Origin of the sequence: Nocardiopsis quinghaiensis, from assembly GCF_008638365.1 — a bacterium.
Classification (GTDB): domain Bacteria; phylum Actinomycetota; class Actinomycetes; order Streptosporangiales; family Streptosporangiaceae; genus Nocardiopsis; species Nocardiopsis quinghaiensis.
On sequence record NZ_ML703340.1, the window covers coordinates 56,195 to 70,901 of the forward strand.

General features: G+C 70.9%; 15 protein-coding genes and 1 pseudogene. 9 read left to right on the forward strand and 7 right to left on the reverse strand.

Annotated elements, in window-relative coordinates:
• Positions 1-74 precede the first annotated feature (74 nt).
• The 3 genes from cydB to FYX01_RS03420 form a co-directional block, all read right to left on the reverse strand.
• Positions 75-1,127 carry a cytochrome d ubiquinol oxidase subunit II gene (gene cydB, locus FYX01_RS03410; protein WP_150237417.1) on the reverse strand — a complete coding sequence of 351 codons (1,053 nt, stop codon included), beginning with the start codon at positions 1,125-1,127 and terminating at the stop codon, positions 75-77.
• Between the two features lie 12 nt (positions 1,128-1,139).
• Entirely contained in the window at positions 1,140-2,585 is a 1,446-nt protein-coding gene (locus tag FYX01_RS03415) for a cytochrome ubiquinol oxidase subunit I (protein WP_150237425.1), read from the reverse strand.
• Between the two features lie 402 nt (positions 2,586-2,987).
• Positions 2,988-3,713 carry a DUF305 domain-containing protein gene (locus FYX01_RS03420; RefSeq protein ID WP_150237433.1) on the reverse strand — a complete coding sequence of 242 codons (726 nt, stop codon included), beginning with the start codon at positions 3,711-3,713 and terminating at the stop codon, positions 2,988-2,990.
• A gap of 89 nt (positions 3,714-3,802) precedes the next feature.
• On the opposite strand from FYX01_RS03420, the gene FYX01_RS03425 reads away from it, so the two are divergent.
• Positions 3,803-4,555 (forward strand): DUF3105 domain-containing protein, encoded by a 753-nt coding sequence (locus FYX01_RS03425; protein ID WP_150237435.1) that lies wholly within the window; start codon positions 3,803-3,805, stop codon positions 4,553-4,555.
• 125 nt (positions 4,556-4,680) lie between these two features.
• Here FYX01_RS03425 and FYX01_RS03430 read toward each other — a convergent pair whose 3' ends face one another.
• Both FYX01_RS03430 and FYX01_RS03435 read right to left on the reverse strand, forming a co-directional pair.
• Positions 4,681-5,115 (reverse strand): DUF3515 domain-containing protein, encoded by a 435-nt coding sequence (locus tag FYX01_RS03430; RefSeq protein ID WP_150237539.1) that lies wholly within the window; start codon positions 5,113-5,115, stop codon positions 4,681-4,683.
• A 67-nt stretch (positions 5,116-5,182) separates the two neighbouring features.
• Positions 5,183-5,416: an Lrp/AsnC family transcriptional regulator gene (locus FYX01_RS03435; protein WP_150237438.1), complete on the reverse strand. Its 234-nt coding sequence runs from the start codon at positions 5,414-5,416 to the stop codon at positions 5,183-5,185.
• Between the two features lie 133 nt (positions 5,417-5,549).
• On the opposite strand from FYX01_RS03435, the gene FYX01_RS03440 reads away from it, so the two are divergent.
• Positions 5,550-6,545, forward strand: a complete 996-nt coding sequence (locus tag FYX01_RS03440; protein WP_150237440.1) for a thiamine-phosphate kinase — start codon at positions 5,550-5,552, stop codon at positions 6,543-6,545.
• Positions 6,546-6,773: 228 nt separating this feature from the next.
• Entirely contained in the window at positions 6,774-7,442 is a 669-nt protein-coding gene (locus FYX01_RS03445; protein WP_150237541.1) for a cellulose binding domain-containing protein, read from the forward strand.
• 137 nt (positions 7,443-7,579) lie between these two features.
• On the opposite strand, the gene rpmB is transcribed toward FYX01_RS03445, so the two are convergent.
• Complete coding sequence (gene rpmB / locus FYX01_RS03450) at positions 7,580-7,765, reverse strand: 50S ribosomal protein L28 (protein WP_073704548.1); 186 nt, start codon at positions 7,763-7,765, stop codon at positions 7,580-7,582.
• 478 nt (positions 7,766-8,243) lie between these two features.
• Here rpmB and recG point away from each other — a divergent pair, with 478 nt between their 5' ends.
• Both recG and rsmD read left to right on the forward strand, forming a co-directional pair.
• Positions 8,244-10,451 (forward strand): ATP-dependent DNA helicase RecG, encoded by a 2,208-nt coding sequence (gene recG, locus FYX01_RS03455; protein ID WP_150237441.1) that lies wholly within the window; start codon positions 8,244-8,246, stop codon positions 10,449-10,451.
• Between the two features lie 34 nt (positions 10,452-10,485).
• Complete coding sequence (gene rsmD / locus FYX01_RS03460; RefSeq protein ID WP_150237444.1) at positions 10,486-11,082, forward strand: 16S rRNA (guanine(966)-N(2))-methyltransferase RsmD; 597 nt, start codon at positions 10,486-10,488, stop codon at positions 11,080-11,082.
• A 67-nt stretch (positions 11,083-11,149) separates the two neighbouring features.
• Here rsmD and FYX01_RS03470 read toward each other — a convergent pair.
• Positions 11,150-11,731 (reverse strand): annotated as a pseudogene (locus FYX01_RS03470) (RNA-guided endonuclease InsQ/TnpB family protein); the annotation flags it as partial.
• A gap of 280 nt (positions 11,732-12,011) precedes the next feature.
• Between FYX01_RS03470 and coaD the strand changes: the two are divergent.
• The 4 genes from coaD (at position 12,012) to rnc (ending at position 14,706) form a co-directional block, all read left to right on the forward strand.
• On the forward strand, positions 12,012-12,506 hold the full coding sequence (gene coaD, locus FYX01_RS03475) for a pantetheine-phosphate adenylyltransferase (protein WP_150237543.1): 495 nt from the start codon (positions 12,012-12,014) through the stop codon (positions 12,504-12,506).
• Positions 12,507-12,707: 201 nt separating this feature from the next.
• A complete protein-coding gene (locus FYX01_RS03480; RefSeq protein ID WP_150237455.1) occupies positions 12,708-13,253 on the forward strand; it encodes a YceD family protein in 546 nt (181 codons plus the stop codon).
• A gap of 132 nt (positions 13,254-13,385) precedes the next feature.
• Positions 13,386-13,562, forward strand: a complete 177-nt coding sequence (rpmF, locus tag FYX01_RS03485) for a 50S ribosomal protein L32 (RefSeq protein WP_013151268.1) — start codon at positions 13,386-13,388, stop codon at positions 13,560-13,562.
• Positions 13,563-13,923: 361 nt separating this feature from the next.
• Positions 13,924-14,706 (forward strand): ribonuclease III, encoded by a 783-nt coding sequence (gene rnc / locus FYX01_RS03490; RefSeq protein WP_150237457.1) that lies wholly within the window; start codon positions 13,924-13,926, stop codon positions 14,704-14,706.
• Position 14,707 lies beyond the last annotated feature (1 nt).

Genomic DNA, 14,707 nt, shown 5'->3' on the forward strand with positions numbered 1-14,707 from the left:
CCCGTGCCACCGTGCTCCGCGGGGTACAGGGAGAAGGCGTTCCGGGAGCACCGCCGTCCTTGGGCGTGTCGCCCTCAGGCGGCGGGCTCGGGCTTTCCGCCCACGTCCTGGACCCGGGTTACGGTCGCCCCGGTGACGGTCTCCCCGGTCACCCTGCGGCGGAACACCCAGTAGCTCCACCCCTGGTAGAGCAGTACGAGCGGCAGGAACACCACCGCGACCCACGACATGACGGTGAGCGTGTACTCGGCGGAGGAGGCGTTGGACACGGTCAGGCTGAACGCCGGGTCGGTGGCGGAGGGCAGCACGTTCGGGAACAGCGAGTCGAACAGGGCCGCGAACAGCGTCAGGACGGTCACCGCCGTGAAGGCGAACGACCATCCCTCGCGGTGCCGCCAGGCCGCCGCGACCCCGCCCGCCAATGCCGCGGCGGCGATCATGACGAGTGGCAGGGTGCGCGTCCCGCCACCGTGCGAGAACTGGGTCCACGCCAGGAAGAGCACGCCCGAGGGGACCGCGGCGTACGCGGCCCACAGGGCGGCCCGGCGCGCGCGTACCCGCACGGGTCCGTCGGTCTTGAGGGTCAGGAAGATCGCGCCGTGCAGGGTGAACAGCGACAGCGTCGTCAGGCCGCCGAGCAGCGCGTAGGGGTTGAGCAGGTCCGGCACGGAGGCGGTGACGATCTGGTCGGCGTCCATGGCCACCCCCCGGACGATGTTGGCGAACACCACGCCCCACAGGAAGGCGGGCAGGGCGCTGCCGAGGAGGATCGCCCGGTCCCACCAGGCGCGCCAGGGGGCGCTGTCGCGCTTGCCCCGGTACTCGAAGGCCACCCCGCGCAGGATGAGCGCGACGAGGATGAGGAACAGCGGGGCGTAGAACCCGCTGAGCAGGGAGGCGTACCAGGCCGGGAAGGCGGCGAACGTGGCGCCGACCGCGGTGATCAGCCACACCTCGTTGGCGTCCCAGATCGGGCCGATGGCGTTGAGGGCGACCCGGCGGTCGACGGAGTCACGCCTGCCCATGAACGGCATGAGCGTGCCCACCCCGAAGTCGAACCCCTCCAGGACGAAGTACCCGGTCCACAGGACCGAGATGGCGATGAACCAGATGACGGTCAGTTCCATGGTCCGTGGCTCCTAGTAGCTGAAGTGCGGGATCCGGGGCTCGTCCTCGTCGTTCTCCAGGTCGGGGACGAGGTGTGAGGGCCCGGCCTTGACGTACTTGAGCAGCAGTCCGACCTCGACGACGAAGAGCAGCCCGTACACGGCGGTGAACCCGGCCAGGGTCGTGGCGACGGCGCCCAGGCTGACGCCGGGGGAGACGCTGGCCGCGGTGAGCAGTTCGCCGTGCACGGTCCAGGGCTGGCGGCCCATCTCGGTGAGCACCCAGCCGAAGACGTTGGCGGCCAGGGCCGCGGGCAGGGCGAGCATCGCCGCGTAGTAGAACCACTTGCTGGTGGGCGTGCGCTCCCGGCCCCGGGTGAGGTGGAGGCCCAGCGCGGCGAACGCGACACCGAACATGCCGAGGCCCATCATCAGGCGGAAGGACCAGTACACGACGAACACGTTGGGGGTGTAGTTCCCGGGGCCGTAGTACTCCTCGTAGGCCTCCTGGAGGTTGTTCATCCCGTGCACCTCGCCGTCGAACTCGCCGGTGGCGAGGAAGCTGAGCACGTTGGGAATGGTGATGTCGATGGGGTTGTACCGCTCCTCGGTGTCGCCGACGGCCAGCGCGGAGAAGGCCGCGCCCTCCTCGGTCTCCCACAGGGCCTCGGCGGCGGCGAGCTTCATCGGTTCGTACTGGGCGGCGAGCTTGGCCTGGTGGTCGCCGGAGAAGACCACCAGCGCGCCGGCGACCAGGGTGAAGACCAGGCCGACCTTGAGAGCGCCGCGGAACAGGGCGAAGTCGCTCCTGGGCGGGACCACTCCGACGACGCCGGTGTCGTTGTGGTGGCTGTTGCGCCAGAGCTTGTAGGCGCTGACCGCCACCACGAACAGTCCGGCGGTGATGAAGGCGGCCGAGACGGTGTGCAGGTAGGTGGACCAGGCCTGGTCGTTGCCGAGCACGGCCCAGATGTCGGTGAGTTCGGCGCGGCCGGTCTCCTCGTTGACCGTGAAGCCGACGGGGTGCCGCATCCAGGCGTTGGCGGCGAGGATGAAGTACGCCGAGAGGTTGGTGCCGACGGCGACCAGCCAGATGCAGGCCAGGTGCGCGCCCCGGGGCAGCCGGTGCCATCCGAAGATCCACAGGCCGATGAAGGTGGACTCCAGGAAGAAGGCGAGCAGGGCCTCCATGGCCAGCGGTGCGCCGAACACGTCACCGACGAAGCGGGAGTACTCGCTCCAGTTCATGCCGAACTGGAACTCCTGCACGATGCCGGTGACCACGCCCATGGCGAAGTTGATCAGGAACAGCTTGCCGAAGAACTGGGTGGCCTGGAGGTACTCGTGCCTGCCGGTGCGGTACCAGAGGGTCTGGAGCACGGCCACGATGAACGACAGCCCGATGGTCAGGGGTACGAACAGGAAGTGGTAGATCGTGGTGACACCGAACTGCCACCGCGCGAGTTCAAGGGCTTCCATACCCGTCCTCTCAGGACCGACCGTCGGTAGTACTACAAACTGTAGTTCTACAGGACGTCGTAGTCCCGCCCGCCCCGGGGAAAAGAGGTGTTCCGTACGTCTCCCGAGGGGGAGGGGCCCGCCGGGTGCGTCGCGGCCAACGGAGGCAGAGGGCGTGGGAACCGCTTCCACCTGGGGCGGGGCCGTGGTGGGCCGGCGGGGAGAGGGGCGCCGGAAGCACATGTGTGTCTTCGGACACACACGTTCGCGCGCTCTCCGGCGCCGGGGCCGGCGGCCACGGGCTAGGGGCGTCCACCGCCGGGGCGGAGGCGTCCACGTACGGCGGCGGCACGCCCCTGGGGAGGGGCGCGCCGCCGTCAGCGCTGCTCGGTGTCCGAGGGAGCCGGCCCCGAGGGGACCGGATCAGTTCTCCGCGGCGTCCTCGCGCTTGTCGATCATGTCCTCCATCAGGTCGATCTCGGTCCGCTGGGCGTCGATCATCCCCTGCGCGAAGTCGACGACCAGGTCCTCCTCGCCCAGATCCACCTCGGCCCGGGCCATCTCGATGCCGCCCTCGTGGTGGGCGATCATCAGGTCCAGGAAGAGGACCTCGGCCTCCACACCCTCGGTTTCCTCCAGGGCCACCATCTCCTTGGAGGAGGCCAGGCCCGGCATGGCGTCGGGGACCTCCCCTCCTCCGCCGCCGTGGTCGTGGCCCTCCATCCAGGCCATCGGCGGCCGCGTGCCGCGCGAGTTCAGGTCCCAGGCCATCAGCCATCCCTGCATGATCCCGATCTGGGCCTGCTGGGTGCGGGCGATGTCGGTGGCCACCGTGTCCAGTTCCGGGTCATCGGTCTTGTCCATGATGATCATCGACATGTCCACGGCCTGGGCGTGGTGCGCGCTCATGTCGCGCAGGAACCCGGCGTCGGGACTGGTGTCCAGCGGGTGGGACGGGCGCCCCAGCAGGTAGCCCGCGCCCAGGGCCAGCACGACCAGGACCACGGCGATCCATGTCGGTACCGAGCGCCGGGACACCTTCGGTGACGCGTCCTCGTGTGCCGGCCCGTCATCCGCCCACGCGTGCCCGTCTCCGGCGTCCTCGACGTCGTCGACGGCTCCGGACGCGGGGCCGTTTCTGTGTTCCATGGGAACCATCCTGGTCGAATCGCGCAGCTGTGGTGCCAAAGTAGAGGATAGGTAAGTCCCTTTTGTCACCACCCACCCCAGGAGAGCCAGTGGCCAAGAAGAAGACGGCGGAGGAGCGTCGCCGCCGCGCAGCCGAGCTGAAAGCGCAGCGCCTCCGAGAAGAACGACGCCGCAAGGTTCTCACCATCGCCGGTGTGACGACCGCCGTGGTCCTGGTCGTGGGACTGCTCGCGTTCCTGATCTTCATGGAGTTCCGCAGTCGCACCATCTCGGGCGTGGAGGAGTTCGAGGTCGGCTCCTACGAGCACGTCGAGACGGGCCAGCGCGTGGACTACGAGCAGTCCCCGCCCGTGGGCGGCAACCACTGGAACGCCTGGCAGAACTGCGGGGTCTACCCCGAGCCGGTGGCCCCCGAGTTCGCGGTGCACTCCCTGGAGCACGGCGCGGTGTGGATCAACTACCAGCCTGATCTGCCCGAGGACCAGGTGGAGACGCTGAACGACATGTACAGCCCCGGTGGCTACCTGGTGATCAGCCCCTACGAGGGTGAGATGGACGCTCCGATCGTGGCCTCCAGCTGGGGCCGCCAGGTCTCCGCCGAGACGGCCGACGACGAGAACCTCCAGCGCTTCGTGCGCCTCTACGAGCGCGGTACCGACGTTCCCGAGCCGGGCGCCTCCTGCTCGGGGCAGAGGTCGGAGACCGCGGCCGAGGTCGACGCCATGATCAGCGGTGGCGGCGCGGAGGACACCGAGGGCATGGAGAACCCCGGGGACGCCGAGGCCGAGGCTTCCGGTGCTCCCTCCGAGCCGGCCGAGGACGAGCCGGCCGAGGAGGAGTAGCGGCGGGACCTCGCGTCCGTTCCGTGGCGCCCTGACCTCTCCGTGCCCTCGCGGCACGGGCGTGCGGGGCCGTCAGCACTCGCTGGCGGCCCCGCCTCCGTTGTCCCCGGGGCCCGAAGCGCCGGTCAGAGCCGCCCCTCGGGCAGCGGTGGCACGTGCTCGGTGACCAGTTCGCCGACCGTCGACAGCGCGGCGGCCGGGGCGCCGTGGGCGGAGGGAACCGTCAGTTCCACGTAGGCCTCGCGGCCGACCGCCGTGTACAGGGTGGGCGCGTCCTGCGGCTGCGGCAGCCACGTCACGCCGTTGACCTCCTCCACGTAGGAGTCCGGCGCCAGGGCCACGGGTCGGGGAACACCGCAGCGCAGTCCGATGGGCGGGTCGCCCCAGGCCGCCGTCAGGTCCGACTCGGGGCGCACCCGCGCCCGCTCGGCGTCCAGCAGGGTGTCGGGGAGGGCGGCGACGAGGTCCGCGCAGGTCTCGGCGGTCGCCGCGTCCGTCTCCGGTGGATCCATCCGCACGACCTGCGCTCCGCAGCCCGTCGCCACCAGGGCGACGGCCATGACGGCGCTGGCGTACGCGCATCGCCTCGGCACGGGGACCTCGCTTCGGACGACGCGATGGAACGCGTCAGATGTTGACTATGGGACAGGTGAGGGTCCGGGCGATGCCGTCCAACCGCTGGATCCGGGCCACCACGAGGGCGCCCAGGGAGTCGACGTCCTCGGCACCGGCCTGGACGATGACATCGTAGGGCCCGGTCACGTCGTGGGCCTTCTCGACCCCCTCGATGCCCCGGATGCGTCCCGCCACCTCGGCGGCCTGTCCGACCTCGGTCTGGATCAGGATGTATGCCTGCACCATGAGTACTCCTTCGTGTGTGCCGGGCGTGGGAGTCGAGCGGTTCCCGGCCGAGCCGACGGTGCGGCCGATGACGAACGGATGACGAACGTGGGTCCAGGCCACCGCGTCGGAGCGTCACCGTACCCTGATCCCTGTGCGTAACACCATTGGGGGTCTTGGGGAGTTCGCTCTGATCACGCGTGTGACGAGGCAGTTCCCCATGACGGACGACGTAATCCTCGGACCGGGGGACGACGCGGCGGTCGTCGCCGCGCCCGACGGCCGGACGGTGGCGACCACCGACCTGCTGGTCGAGGGGCGCCACTTCCGGCGCGAGTGGTCCACCGCCGGTGACGTGGGGCACCGCGCCGTCGCGCAGAACTTCGCCGACGTCGCCGCCATGGGTGCCCGACCCACCGCCCTGCTCATCGGCTTCGCCGCGCCCGCCGACCTCCCGGTGTCCTGGGCGGAGGAGTTCACCGCCGGGGTCCGCGACGAGTGCGCGGTCTCGGGAGGCACCGTCGTGGGCGGGGACATGGTGGGCTCGGACACCCTCACCATCGCCGTCACCGCGCTCGGTGACCTCCAGGGACGCGCGCCCGTGCGCCGCGACGGTGCCCGGCCCGGCGACGTGGTCGCCTACACCGGTCACCTGGGGCTGTCCGCCGCGGGGCTCGCCCTGCTGGAGAAGGGGATCGACGGTCCCGCCGAGTGCCTGTCCGAGCACCGCAGGCCCAGTCCGCCCTACGCGCGGGGCGCCGAGGCGGCCCTGCTCGGAGCGACCGCCATGCTCGACGTCAGCGACGGGCTCGCCCAGGACCTCGGCCACGTGTGCCGGGCCAGCGGGGTGCGCGTCGACCTGGAGGCGGAGGCGCTGCGGCCCGAGCCCTCCCTGCTGGAGGCGGTCCGCGTCCTGGGCGCCGGGCCCGGGCGGGCGGAACGGGTGGCGCGGGACCTGATGGTCGCCGGAGGGGAGGACCACGCGCTCGCCGCCGTCTTCCCGCCGGACACCGTGCTGCCCGACCATTGGCACCGTGTGGGAAGGGTGGCCGAGGCAGCGCACGAAACCGCCGGGAAAAGCAGCGATCCGGTCATGGTCGACGGACATCCGCCCCACAGCACTGGCTGGGATCATTTCCGTCGGAAATGAGCCTGTTGGGATTTGTCCTGTTTAGCTCTCACGCTAGGCTTTGCGAATGTGGCCCGCGCCGTTTTCGGACAGGGTGCCCGGATCGTGGAGCACAGCGATCCCCGTGGAACACCCCGCGACCGGCCGGGAAGGACGGGGCGGGCGCACGCGGCGGAGGGCGACGCGGAGGGAGGCGGCCGGAGCCAAGAGCCCTCGGTGGAGGGCGACGGGAACGTCGAGGGGCGGGTTATGGGGCGGCAGGGCTGGCGGAGCGGTCCCCGCCGGGGTGCGCACCGCAGCGAGCCGAGGGACGCGGGCACGCTGAGGCGTCTCGGCGGCCTCATCGAGAGCACGGTTCCCAAACGCGTCGAACCGCCGAGGCTGCTCAACGTGCTCGTCGTCTCCGGTGTCATCCTCGGCCTGCTCCTGTTCGGCTACAGCACCACCCAGATCTACCTGCAGTTCGGCAGCACCCCGGGCGCGACCGAGGTCCCCGGGACCCAGAACGGCTCCCAGCCCACGCACGAGGCCTCCTCGGGGGTGGGTGCGGAGGACGGCTCGGCCTCCGACGGCAACGGGGCGCGGGGTCCACAGACGCAGGCGGGTTCGGAGCCCACCACGGTCGTCTACCGGATCACGGAGTACACGTCGGCCGGGTTCAGCGGCCACGTCACCGTCACCAACACCTCCCGGACCAGCCTGGACACCTGGGAGTTGGCCCTGGCCTTCGACTCCGCCGAGGTCACGTCGGTCAACGGCGCCGACTGGGAGGAGATCGAGGACGGCATCCTGGCCCGCCAGCCCGGAGGGCAGGACGGTCTGGAGCCCGGTGCCTCGATCGCTCTCACCTTCGAGGCCGTGGGCGTACCGCAGAACCCGATCCGCTGCTCCCTGAACGGGCACGTCTGCCAGCTCTGAACCCCGGCCCGTGTCCGGGCGCGGGACCCGCCCCCCGGCGATACGCGGGGCCCTCCGCCACCGCCGTACCGGGCACGTCGAAGGCCCCCGACCACGACGGTCGGGGGCCTTCGACGGATCCAGAAGGGGTGGGAACCCTAGCGGGCCACCTTGCCAGCCTTGATGCACGAGGTGCAGGCGTTCACGCGCTTGGGCGTGCCGCCCACACGGGTGCGAACGGTCTGGATGTTGGGGTTCCAGCGGCGGCGGGTGCGACGGTGCGAGTGGGAAACACTGTTACCGAACCCTGGTCCCTTGCCGCAGACGTCGCAGACGGAAGCCACGGTAACTCCATTCAAGCGCTCGGGATCGCGCACGTCGCCGCACGCGAAGGTTCATCCGACCGGGAGAGGTCGGGCGGACTGGTTGACGTAGAAGCCAACCGTGGAAGAGTACACGAAGGAAACGGTCGGACGCGGAAAAGCCCTGTGCCGCCGACCGGTGTCCGTACGCGCAACGGTGGTACCGCGTGGCCGATGACGGCCTCGGCAACCCACCGGAGCATCGAACCCGCCACGCAGGCATGGCGGGAACGCGATGAACTCCGATGAGTATACCCCGGTTGGGAGCGGTCGGGAGCCCGCGGGCACCGGGCGGCCCACGTCCGCCGGGACGCGGTCCCCGCGATCGCCCGCGGTCCCCGGGCCGACGCCGGCGATCTCCGCAGGGACGGCCCAAGGCGACCCCGGCCGCGGAGCGCGCGAGCGTCGCACCGGAGGACTACCGTTGCGGTGACCGGCCATCCGAGACGGGGAAGCACACGTGAGCACCTGGGACGAACCGCTGAGCAAGGGACCGCTCAGGGGCAAGACGGCGAAGGCTCTCGCCGAGAAGCTCGACCTGCACACCCTGGGCGACCTGCTGCGCTACTACCCGCGCCGGTACGACCGGCGCGGAGACCTGACCGACCTCGCCGAACTGCGCGAGGGCGAGGAGGTCACCGTGCAGGCCCGCGTCCTGGACGCCAAACGGCGTACCGTGCCCGCCCGCCAGGGCCGCCGCCGCATGGACATGATGGAGGCCACCGTCACCGACGGCACCGGCCGCCTGCACCTGACGTTTTTCAACCGGGGCTCCTACCACCAGAACGCGCTCGTCGCGGGGCGGCTGGCCATGTTCTCCGGCCGGGTCTCCACCTTCAAGGGCCGCCGCCAGCTCGACCACCCCCAGTACGAGCTCCTCGACGAGGACGGCCACGAGGGCGAGCGGGCCCGGGCCTACGCCGAGGAGCTCATCCCGGTCTACCCCGCGGTCAAGGGCATGGACTCCACGACCATCACCCGTGTCATCGACGTCGTCCTGGCCGACGTCGACAGCCTGTCCGACCCGCTGCCGCCGGAGCTGCGCGAGCGCCGCGGACTCCTCGGTGTCGCCGACGCCCTGCGCGCGATCCACCGCCCCACCGGGTGGGCCGACGTCGGCGCCGCCCGGCGCCGCCTGAAATGGGACGAGGCGTTCGTCCTGCAACTCGCGCTCGCACGTCGGCGCCACCACGCCGAGGAGCTGCCCGCCAAGCCCCGCCCCGGTACGGTCGGCGGCATCCTCGACGCCTTCGACGCCCAGCTGCCGTTCACCCTCACCGAGGGCCAGCGAGACGTGGGCGGGAACCTCGCCGGTCGGCTCGACGCCGCGCACCCCATGCACTGCCTGCTCCAGGGCGACGTGGGCGCGGGCAAGACCCTGGTGGCGCTGCGCGCGATGCTCCGGGTCGTGGACTCGGGCGGCCAGGCCGTCATGCTCGCCCCCACCGAGGTCCTCGCCCAGCAGCACCACCGGTCCATCAGCGCCATGCTCGGGGCGCTCGGCCGCGCCGGGCAGATCGACGGGGCCGAGAACGCCACCCGGGTGGCCCTGCTCACCGGCTCCATGAACACCGCCGCACGCCGGGAGGCCCTGCTGGACGCGGCGTCCGGCTCGGCGGGAATCGTCGTGGGCACCCACGCCCTGCTCCAGGAGCACGTGGCCTTCGCCGACCTGGGCCTGGTGGTGGTCGACGAGCAGCACCGCTTCGGTGTGGAGCAGCGCGACGCCCTGCGGGAGAAGGCCGTGGACGGGCGCCCGCACGTGCTGGTGATGACCGCCACCCCGATCCCGCGCACCGTCGCGATGACCGTCTACGGCGACCTCGACGTGGTCGCCCTCACCCAGCTGCCCACCGGCCGCGCCCCGGTGTCCACGCACGTGGTGCCCGCGAAGGAGAAGCCGCACTTCCTGGCGCGGGCCTGGGAACGCATCCGGGAGGAGGCGGCCAACGGGCACCAGGCGTTCGTGGTCTGCCCGCGGATCGGCGACGACGGCAAGGGGGAGGCGGAGGAGGAGGCCGACGGCCGCCCGGAGGAGGACGCCCCGGGCGCCAGGCCGCCGCTGGCCGTGCTGGACGTGGCCGCGAGGCTGGGGGAGGGGCCGCTCTCCGGCCAGCGGGTGGAGGTCCTGCACGGCCGGATGGCCCCCGACGACAAGGACGCGGTGATGCGGCGGTTCGCGGCGGGGGAGACCGACGCGGTCGTCTCCACCACCGTCATCGAGGTGGGTGTGGACGTGCCCAACGCCACAGTGATGGTCATCATGGACGCGGACCGCTTCGGCGTCTCGCAGCTGCACCAGCTGCGCGGCCGGGTCGGCCGAGGCCGGCTGCCCGGGCTGTGCCTGTTGGTCACCGACGCGGAGGAGGGCTCGCCGGCCCGGGAACGGCTGGCCGCCGTGGCCGCGACCACCGACGGGTTCGAGCTCTCCCGGGTGGACCTGGAGATGCGCAGGGAGGGCGACGTGCTGGGCGACTCGCAGTCGGGCGCCCGGTCCAGCCTGAGGATGCTCACGCTGCTCAAGGACGAGGAGCTCATCGGGCAGGCGCGCGAGGAGGCCGCGAAGTACGTGGCCGGGGACCCCGGGCTGACGGGGTACCCGCCGCTCGCCGAGGCGCTGGAGACGCTCCTGCCCGAGGCGCGCGCGGAGTACCTGGACAAGGCCTGAACGGCCGGGCCGCTTCCTTGGTTACCTTGGGGGCATGACCCGCATCATCGCCGGAACGGCCGGCGGACGACGCATCTCCGTCCCCCAGGGCCGTACCACCCGTCCCACCAGCGACCGCGCACGCGAGGCCCTGTTCTCCTCGGTCCAGTCCGACCTCGGCGCCCTCGACGGCCTGCGGGTGATGGACCTGTACGCGGGCTCGGGGGCGATCGGCCTGGAGGCCCTGTCCCGGGGCGCCGCGCACGCGCTGCTGGTGGAGGCGGACCGCAGGGCGGCCCAGGTGGCCAGGGGCAACATCGAGGCGCTCGGGCTTCCCGGCGCCCGGTTGGCGGCCGACCGGGTGGAGCGGCTGTTGGGCCGGGGCAACGACGGTGAGCCCTACGACCTCGTGGTCGCCGACCCGCCCTACGCCGTCACCGACGCCGAGGTCACCCGCGTGCTGGCCGACCTGGTCGGCCACGGCTGGCTGGCCGAGGACGCCGTGGTCGTCGTCGAACGCTCCAAGCGCGGGGCCGAACCCGTCTGGCCCGAGGGGCTGAGGCGCGTCCGCAGCCGGGGGTACGGAGAGGCGGTTCTCTGGTACTCCCGCCCGTCGCCCGCCACCACCCTCAAGTCAGCTTCTCGGCCGTGAACGACCGAGCGTGCAGTTGGACCACCCCGCTGGGTGCGAGGGAGCCCACCGCGTCTGACCCGACAACCTAGGGGTGGTCGGGTGGGACGTGTGACCGCCGCCCCGCATCCCACACAACAGCGCCCCGTGAGGCGATATCGCGGGAAGCATTCCGGTCCGCGTGTGCAACGACACCGCAGCCCCGGCACACGAAAATGGCCTGATCGACTCGGTTCCTCTTGTCCACGTGATCGCACTCCGCGCACATCTGCGAGGTGTACGCCGGATCCGCGAACACCACCGGCACACCCGAACGGCGAGCCTTGTAGGTGATGAAGGCTCCCAGTTGGTGGAAGGACCAGGAGTGCAGCGTGACCCGTTGGGGCTTGCGGAGCCGTACCCTCCGCCGGATGCCCGTGAGGTCTTCCAGGGCGATCCCGTGCGAGGTGCGTTCAGCCTCGGCCACGATGCGTTTGGAGATTCGGTGGTTGGTGTCCCGGGTGTGCCGTGCCTCACGGCGGCGGCGTCTCCTGAGCAGCCGTTTGGCGGACCGGGTGCCCTTGGCCCGCAACTTCTGGCGCAGCCTCAGTTGTCGGCGGCGGTACCGGTTGATCCTGCGCCCCGCCAGGACCTGCCCGTCGCTGGTGGTGGCGATCTTCGACACGCCCACCGTCGTGTACCCGGCCAGTGACAGAACGCAGCCAAAGCAATCTAGTGTGGCCTCCGTCACCAGCGGGTCGGTGTGGTCCGCACGGCGATTCCTCCCGGGGCTGAAGCCCCGAGGTTCCTCGCCAAAACAAAGCTGACGCCTGCGGCGCGGTGCTGCCTGTGCCCGCTCGTCACCGGCGTGGGCGAATGTGGCCGCTAAGCGGGTGTTGCCCGAATCGCCACGCGGGTGAACCCCTACGATCGCGATACCCGAACGTAGTTCTGTGAGAGGGGCGATCACCGTGCGCCGAGTCGTCTGCCCGGGTTCCTTCGACCCGGTGACCCACGGCCATATCGACATCATCGGCCGGGCGGCCAAGCAGTACGACGAGGTCGTCGTCGCCGTGCTCAACAACGTCAACAAACGCGGCCTGTTCACCGTCCCCGAGAAGCTCGACATGCTCCGGGAGGGCACCGCCGATCTCGGCAACGTGCGGGTCAGCGAGTTCGACGGACTCCTCGTCGACTTCTGCCGGGAGAACGGCATCGAGACCATCGTCCGCAGCCTGCGCTCGGTCAGCGACTTCGACTACGAGCTCCAGATCGCCCAGATGAACTACCAGCTCTCCGGCGTGGAGACCGTGTTCATGACGGCGAATCCGCAGTACTCGTTCCTGTCCTCCAGCCTGGTCCGCGAGATCGCACAGCACCGCGGGGACGTCTCCAGCCTGGTCACCCCCTACGTCGAGCAGCGCCTGCGGGAGAAGTACGCGAAGCGGGCCTCCGAGGGGCGCTAGGGGCGTCTTCGAGGACCCCGCCCAGCGCTGATTTGGGTGGCCGGGGACATGGTAGGTAGAATCATTGTTTGACCATGGGTGTCGCCGGTGCTCGGTGCGCGCCCGTGTCGGTCCCACGCGACACCTCTCGCGCACTCGACACTCCGAATTCCTCGTGAAAGTTCGATAACCCTGTCTCGCCTAGATCCTCGTAACCCGTTCGTGGTCGACACCCGCCAGCTGGGCCGCCAGCCGGGGTCGATGCGCACCGTCAACCGCATCGTGACCGTCCCCGAGGCGTTCTCGTCGGCGATGGCGGCCGTGCCCGAGGGCAGTGAGATAGAACTGGACCTGCGCCTGGAAGCGGTGATGGAGGGCGTCCTCGTCACCGGTACCGTCCGCGGCCAGCTCACCGCCGAGTGCTCGCGCTGCCTGGACCCGATCTCGGACGGCATCGAGGCCGAGTTCCAGGAGCTGTACCGGTATTCCGCGGACGAGGACGCGGTATCCGGGAAGGGTGAGGACGAGGACGACGAGGATGAGGACTACTATCTAGAGGGCGAACTGCTCGACCTCGAACCCGTGGTCCGAGACGCCGTCGTGCTCGCGCTCCCACTCACACCGTTGTGCGGACCGGACTGCCCCGGCCTGTGCTCCGAGTGCGGCGCCAAGCTCGCCGAGGCCGGTCCCGACCACGGCCACGGCGACGACGTCGATCCGCGCTGGGAGGCACTCCGCGAGATCGCGGAGGATCCCGGCGAACGATGAGCTCGTGAACCGATCACGGACGGCCGCCCCCGGGCACCTCCGTCGACCGGAGCACGCCCTCCCCGCCACAGCGCGCGGGGTGACCAGATAAGCGACCTCCCGCGACCGCGGGGGTGACCCAGGAGGATTGAAGTGGCCGTCCCGAAGCGGAAGATGTCGCGGAGCAACACCCGGACCCGCCGTTCCCAGTGGAAGGCGTCGCGCCCGGTGCTGGTCAACTGCCCGCGCTGCCGCGACCCGAAGCAGCCCCACATCGCGTGCCCGACCTGCGGCACCTACAACAACCGCCAGGTCACCAACCCGGCCTAGCGGATGCCCGGCCTCGGGGCCCGGCACCCGATTCCCGATCCGCCTCGGGGCGGACCCGTCCGACGGGTCCGCCCCGAAGTGCTGTCAGGGCGTGGGGTGGTCCCCGAGCACCGCCGTGTAAGGATTTGTAGAGTTACCTGAGGAACGACGCACCACACACGACGGGCACAGGTACACCCAGCAGCACCAGACAGCGCACCGCGCAGTGATCCGGGCTCCCCGGGTTCCCGAGTTCGTGGTGGTTGCCGGGGGAGCGGAGCCTCCCGCGACGATCACCTCGTTTTCGAGCACTCCGGCCGGGCCGCGGATCCCTCCGACCGCCGCGCCGTACCCCGGCGCGCACGAACAGGGAAGTGAACCAGTGGCCAGCCAACTCTCCGCCTCCGAGGCCAAGTCCTTCCACCGGGCCATCGGAGTCGAGGTCGACCCGAAGATCCTGCTTCGGGCCCTGACCCACCGCTCCTACGCCTACGAGAAGGGCGGTCTGCCCACCAACGAGCGCCTGGAGTTCCTCGGCGACTCCGTGCTCGGCCTGGTGGTCACCGACACCCTCTTCCGCAAGCACCCCGACCTGCCCGAGGGCCAACTCGCCAAGCTGCGCGCCGCCGTGGTCAACATGCGCGCCCTCGCCGACGTCGCCCGTGGCCTGGGCATCGGTGCCTACATCCGGCTCGGCCGCGGTGAGGAGGGCACCGGGGGCCGCGACAAGTCCTCGATCCTCGCCGACACCCTGGAGGCGGTCATCGGCGCCGTCTACCTGGACCGCGGCCTGGACGTGGCCTCGGAGTTCGTGCACCGGCTCTTCGACCCGCTCATCGCCACCGCCTCCGGGCTGGGCGCCGGGCTGGACTGGAAGACCTCCCTGCAGGAGCTGACGGCGGCCGAGATGCTCGGCGTCCCGGAGTACCACGTGGACGAGAGCGGCCCCGACCACCAGAAGACCTTCCGCGCCACGGTCCACGTCGCGGGCGAGAGCTACGGCCTGGGCGAGGGGCGCAGCAAGAAGGAGGCCGAGCAGCAGGCCGCCGAGTCGGCGTGGAAGGCCATCAAGGCACGTTCCGAGGCCACCGCCAAGGTCGCCGAGGAGATGACCGGGATCGCCGACTCCGCCGGGGACGGGGTCTCCGGCGACGGACGGGGGTGAG